Genomic DNA, 17184 nt, shown 5'->3' on the forward strand with positions numbered 1-17184 from the left:
CGCGGGCGGCTTCGAACTGCTCAAGCTGCTGTTGAGCGGCTATATGCAGGGTGTCAGCCGCGGTGCCCGCTGACCCGCCCCTGCAGCAGCCGCGACAGCGCCGCGTGCACGTCGTCCAGGGACCGCTCGGGCTGGAAGGACTGCCAGTCCAGCGCGGCGACCAGGACCATGCCGACCAGCGCCGAGGCGGTCAGCGGGATGTCGATCTCGTCGCTGAACTCGCCGTTGGCCACGCCCTCGCGCAGCACGTCCTCCACGACCGCGACGGCCTCCTGACGGACCACCATGAGCGTGGACTGCCAGGCCCTGTTGGTGCGCCACAGCTCGGCCACGTACAGCTGGGTGAAGGCCGGATAGCGGTCGATGAAGACGAGCCCCGCGCGGATCATCGCGTCCAGGGCGTCCACCTTGCCGCCACCCGCGCGTGCCGTGCTCTCGGCAGCCTCCCTCAGGGATGCGGTCAGGAGGCCCACGCCGTGCCGCAGCAGCTCCTCGAAGAGGACGGACTTGCTCGCGAAGTTGTAGTAGACCGTGCCCTTCGCGACGCCGGCCCGCTCGGCGATCTCGTCGACCGTGGTGGCGGAGAAGCCCTGCTCGGCGATGAGCGTGACGGCCGCCTCGTAGAGCTTCTGCCGGGTGGCCTCACGGCGTGTGCTGACGCCCGCCGCGGCGCTGCTGCTTTCCATGGTCCTGATTCTCACAGGAGCCGGCCCCCGGGAGGCCACGGTCGGGTTCACAGGGTGAGCTCCGGGTGCAGCCGGTCCAGGGTCCACACCTGGCGGCGACGGGCCGACACGGCGGTGAGCGCGAGGGCGCCCGCGGTGAACGCGACGAGCACCACGCACGCGTGCCACACCGGAGCGAGCCCGCCGCCCGTGATGAGCCTCCTCAGCGCCTCGACGACGTAGCTCATCGGCAGGAAGGGGTGCAGCGCGTTGAAGAAGCCCGGGCTGGTCTGGACGGGGTAGGTGCCGCCCGCGGAGGTCAACTGGAGCATCAGGAGGGCCAGGACGAGGATCCGGCCCGCCGCTCCGAAGCGGGCGTTCAGCCATTGGACGATCGCCGCGAAGCACGCCGTCACCAGGAACAGGAAGCCCACCGTGCCGGCCGCGCGGACCATCCGGAGTCCGATCGCCCAGTGCAGCACCGACATCAGGGCCACCGTCTGGAGCACCCCGATCGCCACCACCGGCAGCCAGCCGGCCAGCGCGATCCGCCAGGCCGAGGCGCCGGCGGCGAGGGCGCGCCTGTTCATGGGCGCGATCAGCATGTAGGCCACCATCGCGCCCACCCACAGGGACAGCGGGATGAAGTACGGGGCGAACCCGGTGCCGTAGTTCGGCGCCTTGTGCAGGTCCCGGGAGACCAGTTGGACCGGGTCCGCCATGACCTCGGTGCGGGCGTCGCGGTGCTTCTTGTCGTAGTCGGGGATCCGCGAGGCGCCGTCGTGCAGTCCGTTCGCGAGCTTCCCGGAGCCGTCGGCGAGCTTGTACATGCCGCCCGTCAGGTCGTCGGCGCCGCTCTTGAGACGGCCGATGCCCGTGTCGAGGTCCTGTGCGCCGCCCGCGGCCGTGGAGAGGCCCGTGTGCAGCGTCCTGGCCCCCGCGGCGACCTTCCCGGCGCCCTCGTTGAGGCGGTTGATCTTCGCGACGGCGTCGTCGAGGTCGTCGGAGAGGTGCGGGGCGCGGTCGGCGAGCGCCCGGGCCTGCTTCTGGAGTGTGGCGAGCTGTCCGTCGAGCCGGTCCAGGTCGCCGTTCTGGTCGGCGACGAGGGCGTTGACGTCGTCGGCGACCTTCGCCACGTCCGCGGCGGCCTGAGCGGCCTTCTTCAGGTCGGCGCAGGCCGCGTCCGGGAGCACGGGGTCCTGGCAGCGCGCCTTGTAGACGGCGTTCAGCGTGTCGGAGGCCGTGTGGGCGCCCCGGGCGGCGGCCGGGGCCGTCCTCACCAGGGTGTCGAGGTTGTGCCGGATCGCCCCGGCCGAGTCGGCGACCAACCGTGCGGAGTCGCCAATGGTCTTCGCGTTGCCCTTGAGGAAGGGCCCCACCTCGTCCGCGACCCCGTTGACCCGGTCGGCGAGCGTCTGCGTGCCCGCGGCGACCTGCCGTGAGCCGTCCGCCAGGTCGCCCGCGCCCGAGTCGAGCCGGACCAGCCCCGAGGACAGCCGGGAGCTGCCCTTCTGGGCGTCCGTCAGCCCGGCGGCGAGATCCTGGGAGCCCTCCTCCGCCTTGCCGATGCCCCCTTCGAGGTCGTCGGCGCCGTTGGCGGCCTTCACGGTGGCCCCGTGGATGTCGGAGAAGGAGATGAAGATCCGGTCCAGGAAGGACCGCGAGGCCTTGGTGGAGGCGGCCTGGCGCACCTCGGAGAAGACCGTGCGCGAGATCTGCCCCACGATGTAGTTGTTGGCGTCGTTCGTACGGACCTGGAGCGCGCCCGTCTCGGGGGAGTCGCCCGCACTGGAGGCGATCCGGCGGCTGAAGTCGGCCGGCATGGTCAGCGACAGGTAATAGGTGCCGTCCTCGACACCCTTGCGGGCCTCGGCGGTGCTCACCTCGTGCCAGTCGAAGGTGTCGCTCTCGCGCAGCCCCTTGGTGAGGTCGTCGCCCGCCGCCAGCTTCCGCCCGTCGGCGCTCGCCCCCTTGTCGTCGTTCACGAGCGCCACGGGGATGCGGTCCAGACGGCCGTACGGATCCCAGAAGGACCACAGGTACAGGGCGCCGTACAGCAGCGGCAGCACCAGCAGCGCCACCAGGGCGGCGCGCGGCAGTTTCCCCCTGCCGAAGCGGCGCAGCTCAAGCGCGGCCAGTTTCGGCGAGCGCATCGTCGGTCTCCTTCCGTCGGCTCGCACCCGTGCGCACCACGACGGCGTCTTCCGGTGCCTCGCTGCACACCGCCACGACGGTCGTCCCGGTCCCGGCGAGCCCCTTGAGCAGCTCCCAGGCCTCGGCCCGTTCGGCGTCGGACAGCTTCAGGTCGGTGTCGTCGACGCCCAGCAGCCGCGGCCGGCCGATCAGCGCCAGCGCGACGGACAGCCGTAGCGCCTCCAGCCGCTCCAGATCGCGTACGGCGGTCCGCGCGCCCTTGGGCAGGGCCTCCCGGTCGAGACCGGCCGCCGCGAGGGCGGCGTCGATCCGCAGCCCCGCCTCGGCGGTCCGCTCGGCGCGCGGCTTCAGCAGCGCGCGTACGGAGTCGCCGAACCGCCGCTGGAGCAGCGCCCGTTCGCGCAGGTGCTCGCCGACGGTGAGGGCCGGGTCGAGGTCGGTGACCCCGGTGACGTTCGCCAGGGCGCTGATCCGGCGGACGGCCGCGAGCTGCTTCGGCAGCCGCGCCCCGTCCACGGTCGCGGTGCCCTCCGTCGCCCGCATCCGCCCGGTGAGCGCGAGCAGCAGGCTCGTACGGCCCGAGCCCGACGGTCCCTCGATCGCGATGAGCGAGCCCGGTTCCGCGGCGAGGTCGATCCCGCGGAAGGCCCAGCCGCGGGGTCCCTCGACCCCGAAGCCCTCGGCCGTGACAGCTACCACGGCCCACCCCCTGAAGTTGAGTACGAGTTTTTGAACTGACTGGTCAGTGCAAAAACTAGCCCGAACCTTCGCTCGAAGCAAAACCGCAGGTCGGAACGGATTGTCAGTGGCATACCGCACGATGGGCACATACGGCACACGTGCCGTCACACAGACGACAGGAGGTTCGTCATGGCCAGCTATCACGCAGCAGCCGCCCGCCGGCGCCGCGCCACCGGCCCTGCCCCCTCACTGACCGGTCCGGCGAGCGACGTCCACCCCGTGCTGCGCCGGACCACGGCCCCGCCCGCCGCGCTCGACCTGCTCGCCCAGGCCCGCGCCGGGCTCGACGAGGCCGCTGCGCTGGAGACGTCGAACGAGCGCTATGCGACGGCCCATCTCGCCGCCCTGCGCACCGCGGCCGCCGTGCTCGCCGCCCGGGGGCGCCCGGAGCCCTCGCCCCGAAAGCGGGCCAAGATCCGGAGCGCCTGGGAAGTGCTCCCCGAGATAGCGCCCGAACTCACCGAGTGGAGCGCGCTGTTCGCCTCCGGGGCCCGGCGCCGCGCCCGGGCCGAGGCGGGCATCCAGGGCGCGGCCAGCCGCCGGGACGCCGACGACCTGATACGCGACGTGGCGATGTTCCTGCGCCTCGTCGAGCGGATGCTCGTCCTCCAGCCGGTCCTGCCCCAGCCCCGCCAGGACCCGGACATCCCAGAGGACACCGGCCGCGACGGTCACGGAGCCGACCGCGACTACCCGGACGCGGGCTGAGGGAGACCGGCGGGCGGGGTGGAGGCGAACCGGCCGACGCCGTGCCGGGGTCCGCCGGGTGGGACGCGGCTCGCGCCCCGGCACTGCGGTGACCAGGCGAGTGTCGGAGGCAATAGGGTGGGGAGCGCCTGAAACCTTCCGTGTCGCGCCGAGGAGTCAACTGCCGTGTCGGATCCGCTGCGACCCCGCGCCTCCCTCCGTACCGCCGTGGTCTGGGAGGTCCTCCAGGACGCCCTCGACCGCCGGGTCAAGGCCACGGGACGCCAGGTGCTGGACGTCCTCGACACCGGAGGCGGCAGCGGCAACTTCGCGGTGCCCGTGGCCCGCCTCGGCCACCAGGTCACCGTCGTCGACCCCAGCCCCAACGCCCTGTTCGCGCTGGAGCGCCGCGCCGCCGAGGCCGGCGTCGCCGACCGGGTCCGCGGGGTCCAGGGCGACGCCCACGGCCTCTTCGACGTGGTCGAGCGCGGCGCCCACGACGTCGTGCTGTGCCACGGCGTCCTGGAGTACGTCGACGACCCCGCCGAGGGCGTGCGCAACGTGGTGGCCGCCCTGCGCTCCGAGGGCGTCCTCAGCCTGCTCGCCGCCGGTCTCGGCGGCGCCGTGCTCGCGCGGGCCCTCGCCGGCCACTTCAAGGAGGCCCGGCAGGCGCTCGGCGACCCGGACGGCCGCTGGGGCGAGGGTGACCCCGTGCCCCGCCGCTTCACCGCCGAGCAGCTCACCGCCCTCGTCGAGGGCGCGGGCCTGACCGTCGGCGCCGTGCACGGCGTACGGGTCTTCGCCGACCTCGTCCCCGGGGTCCTCGTGGACACCGAGCCCGGCGCCCTGGAGGCCCTGCTCAAGCTGGAGGAGGCGGCGGCCGAACTCCCCGCGTTCCACTCCGTGGCCACCCAGCTGCATGTGCTCGGCGAGACGCGGGAGACCACCGGGGCCTGAGCGTCTCCCGAGCCGTACCGCTGATCAGGGACTTGGGTGCGGATGGAGTACGCCACAGGCCCCCCGATCGGGCGGTCGGCGCCGTATGATCGAGGGAGACGAACCGGCATGACGCGTCGGCCGCTGGGGAATGGAAGATTCAGCGAGCCGGAGTGTTCATGGCGGAATCCCGGTTGGCCAATTGGCGCAGAGGGGCGGGTTTCACGGGGGCGATTCCCTGCCTATCCTGAAGGGACCCCCCGAGTCGCCCCGGCGACTGCACGATGAGGAGGACTCCGTGCCGCTCTCGGAGCACGAGCAGCGAATGCTCGAGCAGATGGAGCGAGCGCTGTACGCCGAAGATCCCAAGTTCGCGTCGGCGCTCGAGGGAAGCGGGCTGCGTACGTACACCCGGCGGCGGGTCTACCAGGCAGTCGCGGGCTTCCTCGTGGGTATCGCGCTCCTCATGGCCGGTATGGTCGCCAAGCAGGTGTGGCTCAGCGTGGTGGGTTTCCTCGTCATGCTGGGGTGCGCGGTGCTCGCGGTGACCGGCTGGCGCAAGGCCCCCAAGCCGGGTGAGCAGCCCACGGCCGGCGCCCCGCAGGCGCGCCGCCAGGGACGGCAGAAGCGCTCCATGATGGACCGGATCGAGCAGCGCTGGCAGCGGCGCCGCGACGAGCAGGGCGGCCAGTAGCCCGACCCACGGACACCGTGAGGGGGTGACCACCCGACCGGGTGGTCACCCCCTCACGTATGCTCCCCGCCGCCCACCGGGCGGCGGTTTTCAGCCTTCCTGACTCAGCCTTCCCGGCCCGACACTCACCCTTCCTGGCCCGACGGCTTGCGCAGCGTCGGCCGGGCCGCCGCCACCCGGGCGGTCACCCCGTCCCGCCACTGCGACAGCGCCCACACCACCCGGGCGGTGGAACGCGGGGCGAGCAGCGCTCGGGCCGCCGTGCCCCGGCTCACCGACTGGCGCAGTCCGCCGATCACCCGCAGGACGTCCTGGGCGAGTCCGGCCGTCGGCCGGGGCCGCGGGGCGTAGAGCACCTGCTCCACCGCGTCCGCCACCCGCTGCACCGAAGCGGCCGCCGCCGGGTCGAGATGACCGAGCCGCACGATCCGGTCGGCCGCCTTGCGCGGGGTCAGGGAGTCGTCCGGCGGGATCCCGAAGTCCCACGCCGTGTCCGTCAGCTCCTCCCAGGCCGCCAGGGTGTGCACGGCGACGTCCTCCTCGCCGCGGCCGTGCCCGCCCAGGCGCACGGACCGGGTCCGCAGCCGCCACAGCATCGGCGACAGAGGGACCGCCAGGACGGCGAGTCCGACCAGCAGCCAGCCCAGCAGCTTGAGGTACCACCAGGGCCCGGCCACCGACCACCAGGGGGTGTCGCTGTCGCCGGGCGCCGCGAGCGCCGGGGACGCGCTGTCGCACACGTCCTGCTTCCGCATCTGCGCCGTGCAGCTCTCGCTCGCCGAAGGGGAGGCCGACGCCGACGCGGACGCCCCGGTGGACGGCCGTGCCACGTCCGCGGGACCACCGATCTCCGACTCCGGCACGGTGTACGAGGGCACCGTGCCCCGGGTCGGGGTCGGCTCGAAGCGGGTCCAGCCCACACCCTCGAAGTACAGTTCGGGCCAGGCGTGGGCGTCCTTGAGCCCCACCGACACCGAGCCGTCCGCCTGCGGGGAGCCGGGCGCGAAGCCCACCGCCACCCGCGCCGGAATGCCCAGGGAGCGTGCCATGGCCGCCATGGCGAAGGAGAAGTGGACGCAGAAGCCCTGCTTGTCGCGCAGGAAGTTGGCGATCGCGTTCGGCCCGTCGCCGACCTGGACCTGGGTGTCGTACTCGAAGCCGCCGTTGATCGCGAAGTAGTCCTGAAGGTCGACCGCCTGCTCATAGGCGTTCTTCGCGCCCGCGGTGACCTCGCGGGCGGTCTTGGCCACCACTCCCGGCAGCGAGTCGGGCAGCTCGGTGTACTCGCGCTTCAGGGCCGGCGGAGGGGCGGGGGCGTCGGCGAGCTGCTCGGCCGTCGGCTCCACGTCCAGGCTCTTGACCTTGTACGTGAGACCGCGGGTGTTCTGGCCGTGGTCGCCGACCAGGGCCATGCCCACGGGTTCGTAGCGCCACTTGCCCTCGATGTCGACCCCGCTGGGCGGGTAGGGCATCGGGAGCCAGTCCTGGGAGTACGAGTTCGCGGCCGAGATGGTGGTCTCGACCTCGCTGCGCTTGACGTCGGCGCCGAGCCCGATCGGGGTGGGGAAGGTGTCCGGCACGGCCTCGATGGGCCGCTTGGACGGCTTCCAGGTGCGGCCGTCGAAGTCGTCCAGGGAGACGATCCGCAGGTACAGGTTGGAGAGGTCGTTGCTCTTGGTGCGCACGGACAGGACCTGGCGGTCCTCGTCGACGTTGAGGTAGTCGCGCAGCGACACCAGCGGGTTCACCGCCGAGATGGTGCCGCCGTTGCCGCTGCCGGAGCCCACGCCGGTGCCGGCGGGGCCCAGGAGACCGTCGCTCATCGCGGGCAGCCCCAGCGGCACCACCAGGGCGATACCGAGGGCCACCACGCCGATGCGGCGCCCGGTGCGCACCGGTGCCACCGGACCCGAGTCGGCGCCCGGCGGGCGGGACGACCCGCCGAAGACCCGGCCCCACTGCGAGAGCCGGTCGCGCCCCTCGGCCAGGAGCAGCAGCAGATAGCCGGCCGCCGCGATCAGGAACCACAGCCAGTCCGCGCCGCCGTCCGACAGCCCCGCGGCGACGGAGTACAGCGCGAGCAGCGGCAGCCCCGCCGGGGCCGCGCTGCGGAAGGTCACCGCGAGGGTGTCCACCACCAGCCCGATGACCATCACACCGCCGATGATCATGAGGCGGATGCCGGCGGAGTCCAGCGGTGCCGGGATCGCGTACCGGGCGATGTCGTCGCCGCCCTGCCGCAGCAGGTCGGAGAAGTGCACGAAGGCGTCCGGTCCCGGGATCACCCCGAGGAAGGCCTGGTCGCGCGCGAAGAGCAGGGTCAGGATCACCAGGGTGACCAGCGCCTGCGCCGCCACGGTCAGCGGCCGCGCCAACGGGATCCGCCGGGCCCCCGCACCCACGCAGGTCTGCACCCCGAGCAGGAAGGCCGCCTGCACGATCCACGTCATCGGCTCGACCAGGGGCAGCAGGGCGCACGCGGCCATCAGGGTGGCCGCCCACGCGCACAGGGCCAGTCGGGCCCGCCCGCTCAGCATGATCATCCCTCCCCGGCGCCGGCCATGCCGACGCCCGTGCGCTCGCGGTCCGCGAGACGCCACAGTTCTTCCAGCGAGGTGCCGCGCGGCACGCCCAGCGCCGTCCAGCCCGCCTCGCGCAGCATCCGCAGCCGCTCCTCGCGGGTCTCCGTGGGCTCCGTGACGTCGCCCGGCTCCCGCACCCAGCTCTCGCTGTCCAGCACGAAGGCGAGCGCGCCCCCGCTGCGCTGCCGCATCTTGGCCGCCACCGTGGCCTGCTCCTCGTCCAGGTCGCCGAAGAACGCCACCAGCAGCCCTTCGTTGCCGCCGCGCAGCACGTCGTAGGCCCGGGACAGGCCGGTGCCGTCGGAGTGGTCGATCACCGCGAGGGTGTCCATCATCAGCCCGGCCGCGTCCGCCGACTCCTGGCTGGCGCCCGCGAACCCGTCGGCGCCCTCACCGGGCACGGAGTTGCCGGTGTCGGTCAGCAGCCGCACGGAGAAGCCCCGTTCGAGCATGTGCACCAGGACGGAGGCGGCGCCGGAGACGGCCCACTCGAAGGCGGAGTCCGGGCCCGCGCCCGCGAAGGCGATGCCCCGGGTGTCCAGCAGCACCGTGCACCGGGAGCGCTGGGGCTGCTCCTCGCGGCGCACCATCAGCTCGCCGTAGCGGGCGGTGGAGCGCCAGTGGACGCGCCGCAGATCGTCGCCGTAGCGGTAGCCGCGCGGGATCACGTCGTCCTCGCCGGCCAGGGCGAGCGAGCGCTGCCGTCCGTCGCCGTACCCCTTCGCCTCGCCGCTCAGGCGCACCGGCGGCAGCGCCTCCACGCGCGGGATCACCGTCAGGGTGTCGTACGACGAGAAGGAGCGGGTCAGTTCACACATCCCGAACGGGTCGCTCAGGCGCAGCTGGAGGGGGCCCAGGGGGTAGCGGCCGCGCAGGTCGGAGCGGACGCGGTAGGAGACCTCGCGGCGGCCGCCCGGCTCGACCCGGTCCAGGACGAAGCGGGGGCGCGGGCCGAGGACGTAGGGCACCCGGTCCTGGAGCATCAGCAGGCCGGTGGGCAGCCGGGAGACGTTGTCCATCCGCAGATGGACGCGGGCCTCGCTGCCCGCGGGCACGCGCGCGGGGGAGAGGCGGCGGCTGCCCGCGACCCGGTAGCGGGTGCGGTACAGCACGGTCGCGCAGACCAGGGGCAGCACGGCGAGGAGCAGGCCGACGCGCAGCAGGTCGCTCTGGCCGAGGACGTACGCGCAGACGGCCGCGGCTATGCCGGCCGCGAAGAAGGAGCGCCCGCGGGTGGTCAGACCGGCCAGCGCGGTGCGCACCCCGCCCTTCTCGCCCCGGTCCGGCTCGGGGCCGTGCGCGCCCCCGGGGGCGGTGGTCATCACAGGCTCCGCGGCGGCTGCTGCGGGTACGCGGGTGCGGAGCGGCCGATGCCGAGGCCGCTCTGCTGGGGCGCCGAGGGAACCGGGGTGCGCTGGAGGATCTCCTGCACGACCTGCTCGGAGGTGCGCCGGTTGAGCTGGGCCTGGGCGGTGGGCAGCAGCCGGTGGGCCAGGACGGCCACGGCGAGTGCCTGGACGTCGTCCGGCAGGGCGTACTCCCGGCCGCTGAGGGCGGCGGAGGCCTTCGCGGCGCGCAGCAGATGCAGCGTCGCGCGCGGGGAGGCGCCGAGTCTGAGGTCGGGGTGGGTGCGGGTGGCGGCGACCAGGTCGACGGCGTACCGCCGGACCGGCTCGGCGACATGGACACCGCGGACGGCCTCGATCAGCTTCACGATGTCGTGCGCGTGGGCCACCGGCTGGAGGTCCTCCAGGGGGGAGACCCCGCCGTGCACGTCGAGCATCTGGAGCTCGGCCTCGACGCTCGGGTAGCCCACCGAGACCCGGGCCATGAAGCGGTCGCGCTGGGCCTCGGGGAGCGGGTAGGTGCCCTCCATCTCGACCGGGTTCTGGGTGGCGACGACCATGAAGGGGCTCGGCAGCTCGTAGGTCTGCCCGTCGATGGTGACCTGGCGCTCCTCCATGGACTCCAGGAGCGCAGACTGCGTCTTCGGCGAGGCGCGGTTGATCTCGTCGCCGATCACGATCTGCGCGAAGATCGCGCCCGGCTTGAACTCGAAGTCCCGGCGCTGCTGGTCCCAGATGGACACGCCCGTGATGTCCGAGGGCAGCAGGTCGGGCGTGAACTGGATACGGCGCACCGAGCAGTCGATGGACCGCGCGAGCGTCTTGGCCAGCATGGTCTTGCCGACGCCGGGGACATCCTCGATCAGAAGATGTCCCTCGGCGAGCAGCACGGTCAGTGAAAGCCGTACGACCTCGGGCTTCCCCTCGATCACGCTCTCCACGGAACTGCGCACCCGCTCGACGACGGCGGTCAGATCAGTGAGGCTGGATCGATCGTCATAGGTGGTCACCCGGCCCTCCTCGGCCCGTTGCATTCCGGGCCGACGCCCTTCGATGCGTAACCGGCCCACCCCGAAACACGGACACCACGCGTGAATAGTTCCGCGCGACGTCACTCCCGCATTCTTGCTGCCGTTACCGATTCGTGTCACTCGACTGTGGACAACTGGCTGCACTATGTCGGGTCTTACGGTGTTTTGGGCATCCCCTGCGCCGAAATCAACAGCGAAACGACAGGTCCCCGAGCCGGTTACGCCGGGTCGACCTCGCGCAGAAGGCCCGTTTTGACGTCGAACACGAAGCCGCGCACGTCGTCGGTGTGCAGCAGGAACGGCGAGGTGCGCACCCGCTGCATGGACTGCCGTACGTCCTGGTCGACGTCCCGGAAGGACTCCACCGCCCAGGCGGGGCGCTGGCCGACCTCCATCTCCAGTTCGGTGCGGAAGTCCTCGGTGATCGCCTCCAGACCGCAGCCCGTGTGGTGGATCAGCACGATGCTGCTGGTGCCCAGCTTGCGCTGGCTGATGGTGAGCGAGCGGATCACGTCGTCGGTGACCACGCCGCCGGCGTTGCGGATGGTGTGGCAGTCGCCGAGCTCCAGGCCCAGCGCCGCGTGCAGGTCGAGACGGGCGTCCATGCAGGCCACGACCGCGACGTGCAGGACGGGGCGGGCGTCCATCCCGGGGTCGGTGAACGCGGCGGCGTACCGCTCGTTCGCGTCGACGAGGCGGTCGGTCACGGTGCCGCGGGATATGGCGCCTTCGGATGCGGTGGATACGGATGCGGAAGTCGTCATACCTGCAACGGTACTGGTCACAGCGGTCCTGGTCCTGTGGTGAGAAGGGAAAAAGAGCGTCATCACGTGCTGTGTGTGAGGTAACCCACAAGAGTGCCGGGTGCACCCGAACGAGTGGTTTCCGGGATGTGTCGCTTCGGATCGCCGCCCGCCCGCGACGCGCAGGCCGGTTGATTGACCGCGAGTCACCGTGGACTAAAGTGACGCGAAGCGGGGGACCGAAGGACCACGTCTCCCTGCCTGACTTCCCCGGAGACCCCCGCTCATGCACGGTCGGTCTCCCCACGTGCGCGGCGCGTACGGGCCCGCCGGATCTGAGAGGGCCCCTTGAGCCAGAGTCGACACGTCCCGGTGATGCTCCAGCGGTGCCTGGACCTGTTGGCCCCCGCCCTCCAGGAACCGGGAGCGGTCGTCGTCGACTGCACCCTCGGCCTCGGCGGGCACAGCGAGGCGCTGCTCCAGCGGTTCCCCGAGGCCCGCCTGGTCGCCCTCGACCGGGACAAGGAGGCGCTGCGCCTGTCCGGCGAGCGGCTCGCGCCCTACGGCGAGCGCGCCACCCTCGTGCACGCCGTCTACGACGAGCTGCCGGACGTCCTGGCCAGGCTCGGCATCGCGCGCGTGCAGGGCGTCCTCTTCGACCTCGGCGTCTCCTCGATGCAGCTCGACGAGGCCGACCGCGGCTTCGCCTACGCCCAGGACGCCCCGCTCGACATGCGCATGGACCAGACGACCGGCGTGAGCGCCGCCGAGGTCCTCAACACCTACCCGGCGGGCGAACTCGTCCGGATCCTGCGGGCGTACGGCGAGGAGAAGCAGGCCAAGCGGATCGTCTCCGCCATCGTGCGCGAGCGCGAGAAGGAGCCCTTCTCCCACAGCGCGCGGCTCGTCGAACTGATCCGCGACTCCCTGCCGCAGGCCGCCAAGCGCACCGGCGGCAACCCCGCCAAGCGCACCTTCCAGGCGCTGCGCATCGAGGTCAACGGCGAACTGGCCGTCCTGGAGCGGGCGATCCCGGCCGCCGTGAAGGCGCTCGGCGTCGGCGGACGGATCGCCGTGCTCTCGTACCACTCGCTGGAGGACCGGCTCGTCAAGCAGGTCTTCGCCGCCGGCGCCGCCACCACCGCCCCGCCCGGACTGCCCGTCGTCCCCGAGCAGTACCAGCCTCGGCTCAAGCTGTTGACGCGCGGTGCCGAACTTCCCACCGAGGAAGAGGTCGCCGAGAACCGGCGGGCCGCACCGGCGCGCTGCAGGGGCGCCGAGCGCATCAGGGAGGACATCGAGTGAGGTGTGTGACGGGTGTGAGTGAGTTGGGAAACCGGACTCACTGGAGGGCGTGTGAGTAGGAAACCCGAACTGAGGGGGAGGGCGGCCCGGCTCGCGCGGCTCTTCCCCGCCGGCGGCGGCTCCGGCGGACAGGCCGCCCGCACCCCCTTCGTGCTCCTCGTGGTGCTCCTGCTCGGCGGCGGCCTCATCGGGCTGCTGGTGCTGAACTCCGCGCTCAGCGAGGGGTCGTTCCAGCTCACCGACCTCCAGAAGGACACCAAGAACCTCACCGACGAGGAACAGGCCCTCCAGCGGGACATCGACGCCTACTCCGCCCCCGAGGCCCTGGTGCGCCGCGCCCGTGAGCTCGGCATGGTGCCCGGCGGCGACCCGGCCTTCCTCGATCCCGACGGCACCGTCAAGGGCGTCCCCTCGCCCGCGGCCGCCGCACCGGCCTCCCTGCGCGCGCCCCTCGTCCTCGCCCCGGAGGTGCTCGCCGACGAGGCCCCCGCCACGCCGACGGACAGCCCCGCCCCTACGGCGACCGCGGCGAGCCCGACCCCGGCGAGCATCCCCGGGGCGACGACTCCCGCAAGCACCCTCTCCGCGACCCCGACCCCCGGCAGGTGACGGAAGTGCCCGACCAGTCCGACAGGCAGCCCCCGCGCCGCCGGGTACCCGGACCCGCCCGTCCCGAGCGCTCCGCCCGCTCCGTCGGCCGACCGCGCCCGGGCCCCGGCGCCCGCCCGGCCCGCCGTCCCTCGGCGGCCCGCCCCGCGGCGCCCCGCCCCACGGCCGGCAAGCCGCTGCGCCTGGGCAGTCCCCGCCCCCGGCTGCGCCTGGTCGGCCTCGCGCTGACCCTGGTGATGGTCGCCTTCGTCGTACGACTGCTCCAGGTGCAGGCCGTCGACGCCAGCACCTACGCGGCCAAGGCCGAGCAGAACCGGTACGTCGGCTACACGCTGGCCGCCGAGCGCGGCGGGATCACCGACCGCGACGGCGTGGCCCTCGCGACCAGCGAGGACGCGTACGACATCACCGCCGACCCGACGCTGTTCACCCGCAAGCAGCTCAAGATCGATGACGGGCCGGAGCAGGCCGCGGCCCTCCTCGCCCCGATCCTGGGGCGGGACCAGGAGACGATCGTCAAGAAGCTGCGGCCCAAGGACAAGAAGCTGCGGTACGCCCTGCTGGCCAACCGGCAGACCCCGCAGGTGTGGAAGCAGATCAAGGACCTGAAGTCGGCGCTCGCGACCAAGGCGGAGAGCGACCCGAGCACGGCCAACGTGCTCGCCGGCGTGCTGTCGGTGCCCACCACCAAGCGGGTGTACCCGAACGGCGACCTCGCCGCCGGGATACTGGGCTGGGTCAACGCCGACGGCAAGGGCGGCGGCGGCATCGAGCAGCAGCTGAACACGCTGCTGGCCGGCAAGGACGGCAAGATCCGCTACGCCCAGTCCGGCGGCCGCCAGGTGCCCACCGTGGGCTCCACGGAGACGCCCGCGGTGCCCGGCAGCGACGTCGAGCTCACCATCGACCGGGACATCCAGTGGGCCGCCCAGCAGGCCATCACCGACCAGGTGAAGGAGTCCAAGGCGGACCGCGGGTACGTGATAGTGCAGGACACCCAAACCGGTCAGGTCCTCGCCATGGCCAACTCGCCCGGCTTCGACCCCAACGACCTGTCCAGGGCCAGCTCGGTGAACATGGGCAACGCGGCCCTCCAGGACGCCTACGAGCCCGGTTCCACCGCCAAGATCATGTCGATGGCCGCCGTCCTCGAGAAGGGCGTCGCCACCCCCGAGACGCACGTCATCGTGCCCAACCGGCTGCACCGCGGGGACCGGCTCTTCAAGGACGACATCGACCACCCGACCTGGTACCTCACGCTCAACGGCGTGCTCGCCAAGTCGTCGAACATCGGCACCATCCTGGCCACCGGCCAGCTCGGCAAGACCCAGGCGCAGGCCAACCAGGTCCTCTACTCGTACCTGCGCAAGTTCGGTCTCGGCAGCTACACCGGGCTCGACTTCCCCGGCGAGACGCCGGGCATCCTCGCCAAGCCCGCCGACTGGTCGACCTCGCAGCAGTTCACGATCCCTTTCGGCCAGGGCGTCTCCCTCAACGCGATGCAGGCCGCGTCCGTCTACTCGACGATCGCCAACGGCGGGGTCCGTATCGAACCCACGCTCGTGCGCGGCACCAAGGGCCCCGACGGACGCTTCACCCCGGCCGCCACGCCCGGGAAGACACGGGTCGTGAGCGCCGCGACGGCCAGGACCCTCGCCAGGATGCTGGAGTCGGTCGTGGACGACGAGGAGGGCACCGGCACCAAGGCCCGTATCCCCGGCTACCGGGTCGCGGGCAAGACCGGTACGGCCAACCGTGTGGATCCGGCCACCGGCCAGTACAAGGGCTACACCTCGTCGTTCGCCGGATTCGCGCCGGCCGACAAGCCCCGCGTCACCGTCTACTGCGCCATCCAGAACGCCACCAAGGGCAACTACTTCGGGGGCCAGATCTGCGGCCCCGTCTTCAAGAAGGTCATGGAGTTCGCCCTGAAGACCCTCCAGGTCCCGCCCACCGGGGCGAAGGCCGCCAACCTGCCCGTCAACTACACGCCCTGATCAGCAACCGAGCCACCCCGAGCCACCAGGACCACCTCGTGACGACGATCACCCCCGACGCCGGGAACCAGAGCACGCCCGCGCCCTCGCTTCGCCCCGGAGCGGGGTCGCCCGGTACGCTCACCGCCGTGCCACACGCTGATCAGTCCCAATCCACCCAGAAGGGCGCACCCGTGACATATCCGGGACCGCCCCGGCCGGTCCGGGTCTCCGCAACACCCCTCGCGGAACTCGCCGATCAGCTGGGTACCACCGCCGACAGCTCCGCCGACGTCACGGGCATCACCCACGACTCGCGCGCAGTCCGCCCCGGCGACCTGTACGCCGCCCTCCCGGGCGCCCGCCTGCACGGCGCCGACTTCGCCACCCAGGCCGCCGGCCTCGGCGCGGTCGCCGTGCTGACCGACCCGACCGGCGCCGAACGCGCCGCCGCGACCGGGCTCCCGGTCCTGGTCGTCGACGACCCGCGCGCGCGGATGGGCGAACTGGCGGCCACCATCTACGGCCGCCCGGGCCGCGACCTGCTCCAGATCGGCATCACCGGCACCTCCGGCAAGACCACCACCGCCTATCTCGTCGAGGGCGGGCTGAAGACCAAGAACAACACCGGTCTGATCGGCACCGTCGAGATGCGCATCGGCGACGAGCGCATCAAGTCCGAGCGCACCACCCCCGAAGCCACCGATCTCCAGGCCCTGTTCGCGGTCATGCGCGAACGCGGCGTCGAGGCGGTCGCCATGGAGGTCTCCAGCCACGCGCTGGTCCTCGGCCGGGTCGACGGCTGCGTCTTCGACATCGGCGTCTTCACCAACCTCAGCCCGGAACACATGGAGTTCCACTCCGACATGGAGGACTACTTCCGGGCCAAGGCACAGCTGTTCACGCCCGAGCGCAGCAAACTCGGCGTGGTCAACGTCGACGACGAGTACGGCCGTCGCCTCGTCACGGAGGCGACCGTCCCGGTCGTCACCTTCTCCGCCGAGGGCCACCCGGACGCCGACTGGCGGGCCGCGGACGTGCACGTCGGCCCGATGGACTCCACGTTCACCGTGATCGGCCCCGCGGGCGAGCGGATCGAGGCCAGGTCGCCGCTGCCGGGCCCGTTCAATGTGGCCAACTCGCTCGCCGCGATCGTGGCCCTGGCCGCCGCGGGCCTGGACCCGCAGGTCGCCGCCGACGGCGTCGCCGCCGTACCGGGCGTGCCGGGCCGGCTGGAGCGCGTGGACGCCGGGCAGCCGTATCTCGCGGTGGTGGACTACGCCCACAAGACCGACGCCGTCGAGTCCGTCCTCAAGGCGCTCCGCAAGGTCACCGAGGGCCGGCTGCACGTCGTGCTCGGCTGCGGCGGCGACCGGGACACCACCAAGCGCGCGCCGATGGGCGCGGCGGCCGCCCGGCTCGCCGACACCGCCGTACTGACCTCCGACAACCCCCGCTCCGAGGACCCGCTCGCGATCCTCGCAACCATGCTCCAGGGCGCCGCGTCCGTGCCAGTACACGAGCGCGGCGAGGTCCAGGTCTTCGAGGACCGGGCGGCCGCGATCGCGGCCGCCGTCGCCCGCGCCCGGCCCGGGGACACCGTGCTCGTCGCGGGCAAGGGCCACGAACAGGGCCAGGACATCGCCGGGGTGGTCCGTCCCTTCGACGACCGCCAGGTGCTTCGAGAAGCCATCCAGCAGACCCAGGGATGAACT

The 17184-nt window shown here is 72.5% G+C and carries 14 protein-coding genes; 7 read left to right on the forward strand and 7 right to left on the reverse strand.

Features of this window, described 5'->3' with window-relative positions:
• Window positions 1-53: 53 nt before the first annotated feature.
• The 3 genes from ABZ896_RS37195 to ABZ896_RS37205 are packed head-to-tail and all read right to left on the reverse strand — an operon-like array spanning window position 54 to window position 3518.
• Entirely contained in the window at window positions 54-686 is a 633-nt protein-coding gene (locus tag ABZ896_RS37195) for a TetR/AcrR family transcriptional regulator (protein WP_360939080.1), read from the reverse strand.
• Between the two features lie 47 nt (window positions 687-733).
• Window positions 734-2818 carry a YhgE/Pip domain-containing protein gene (locus ABZ896_RS37200; protein WP_360939082.1) on the reverse strand — a complete coding sequence of 695 codons (2085 nt, stop codon included), beginning with the start codon at window positions 2816-2818 and terminating at the stop codon, window positions 734-736.
• Window positions 2790-3518 (reverse strand): ATP-binding cassette domain-containing protein, encoded by a 729-nt coding sequence (locus ABZ896_RS37205; RefSeq protein ID WP_360939084.1) that lies wholly within the window; start codon window positions 3516-3518, stop codon window positions 2790-2792. Before ABZ896_RS37205 ends, ABZ896_RS37200 begins: the two co-directional genes overlap by 29 nt.
• Window positions 3519-3689: 171 nt before the next feature.
• On the opposite strand from ABZ896_RS37205, the gene ABZ896_RS37210 reads away from it, so the two are divergent.
• From ABZ896_RS37210 to ABZ896_RS37220, 3 genes are all read left to right on the forward strand, one after another.
• On the forward strand, window positions 3690-4268 hold the full coding sequence (locus ABZ896_RS37210) for an SAV_6107 family HEPN domain-containing protein (protein ID WP_360939086.1): 579 nt from the start codon (window positions 3690-3692) through the stop codon (window positions 4266-4268).
• Window positions 4269-4433: 165 nt separating this feature from the next.
• Window positions 4434-5204, forward strand: a complete 771-nt coding sequence (locus tag ABZ896_RS37215; RefSeq protein WP_360939088.1) for a methyltransferase — start codon at window positions 4434-4436, stop codon at window positions 5202-5204.
• Between the two features lie 277 nt (window positions 5205-5481).
• Window positions 5482-5877: a DUF3040 domain-containing protein gene (locus ABZ896_RS37220; RefSeq protein ID WP_360939090.1), complete on the forward strand. Its 396-nt coding sequence runs from the start codon at window positions 5482-5484 to the stop codon at window positions 5875-5877.
• Between the two features lie 125 nt (window positions 5878-6002).
• On the opposite strand, the gene ABZ896_RS37225 is transcribed toward ABZ896_RS37220, so the two are convergent.
• The 4 genes from ABZ896_RS37225 to ABZ896_RS37240 all read right to left on the reverse strand — a co-directional run bounded on the left by ABZ896_RS37225 (window position 6003) and on the right by ABZ896_RS37240 (window position 11600).
• A complete protein-coding gene (locus ABZ896_RS37225) occupies window positions 6003-8411 on the reverse strand; it encodes a DUF3488 and transglutaminase-like domain-containing protein (protein WP_360939129.1) in 2409 nt (802 codons plus the stop codon).
• A 5-nt stretch (window positions 8412-8416) separates the two neighbouring features.
• On the reverse strand, window positions 8417-9781 hold the full coding sequence (locus ABZ896_RS37230) for a DUF58 domain-containing protein (protein ID WP_360939092.1): 1365 nt from the start codon (window positions 9779-9781) through the stop codon (window positions 8417-8419).
• Window positions 9781-10815: a MoxR family ATPase gene (locus tag ABZ896_RS37235; protein ID WP_360939094.1), complete on the reverse strand. Its 1035-nt coding sequence runs from the start codon at window positions 10813-10815 to the stop codon at window positions 9781-9783. Before ABZ896_RS37235 ends, ABZ896_RS37230 begins: the two co-directional genes overlap by 1 nt.
• Window positions 10816-11054: 239 nt before the next feature.
• On the reverse strand, window positions 11055-11600 hold the full coding sequence (locus tag ABZ896_RS37240; protein ID WP_360939096.1) for a carbonic anhydrase: 546 nt from the start codon (window positions 11598-11600) through the stop codon (window positions 11055-11057).
• Between the two features lie 327 nt (window positions 11601-11927).
• Between ABZ896_RS37240 and rsmH the strand changes: the two genes are divergently transcribed.
• Genes rsmH through ABZ896_RS37260 form a run of 4 tightly spaced genes read left to right on the forward strand, consistent with a single transcriptional unit; the run spans window position 11928 to window position 17181 of the window.
• The gene (gene rsmH / locus ABZ896_RS37245) at window positions 11928-12884 is read left to right on the forward strand and encodes a 16S rRNA (cytosine(1402)-N(4))-methyltransferase RsmH (protein WP_360939098.1); all 957 of its coding nucleotides are present in this window, start codon (window positions 11928-11930) and stop codon (window positions 12882-12884) included.
• A gap of 51 nt (window positions 12885-12935) precedes the next feature.
• Entirely contained in the window at window positions 12936-13493 is a 558-nt protein-coding gene (locus ABZ896_RS37250; protein ID WP_360939100.1) for a septum formation initiator family protein, read from the forward strand.
• Window positions 13490-15490 carry a penicillin-binding transpeptidase domain-containing protein gene (locus ABZ896_RS37255; RefSeq protein ID WP_360939102.1) on the forward strand — a complete coding sequence of 667 codons (2001 nt, stop codon included), beginning with the start codon at window positions 13490-13492 and terminating at the stop codon, window positions 15488-15490. Before ABZ896_RS37250 ends, ABZ896_RS37255 begins: the two co-directional genes overlap by 4 nt.
• Window positions 15491-15528: 38 nt before the next feature.
• Entirely contained in the window at window positions 15529-17181 is a 1653-nt protein-coding gene (locus ABZ896_RS37260; RefSeq protein ID WP_360939104.1) for a UDP-N-acetylmuramoyl-L-alanyl-D-glutamate--2,6-diaminopimelate ligase, read from the forward strand.
• Window positions 17182-17184 lie beyond the last annotated feature (3 nt).

The organism is Streptomyces sp. NPDC047072 (assembly GCF_040643855.1).
Taxonomy (GTDB): Bacteria; Actinomycetota; Actinomycetes; order Streptomycetales; family Streptomycetaceae; genus Streptomyces.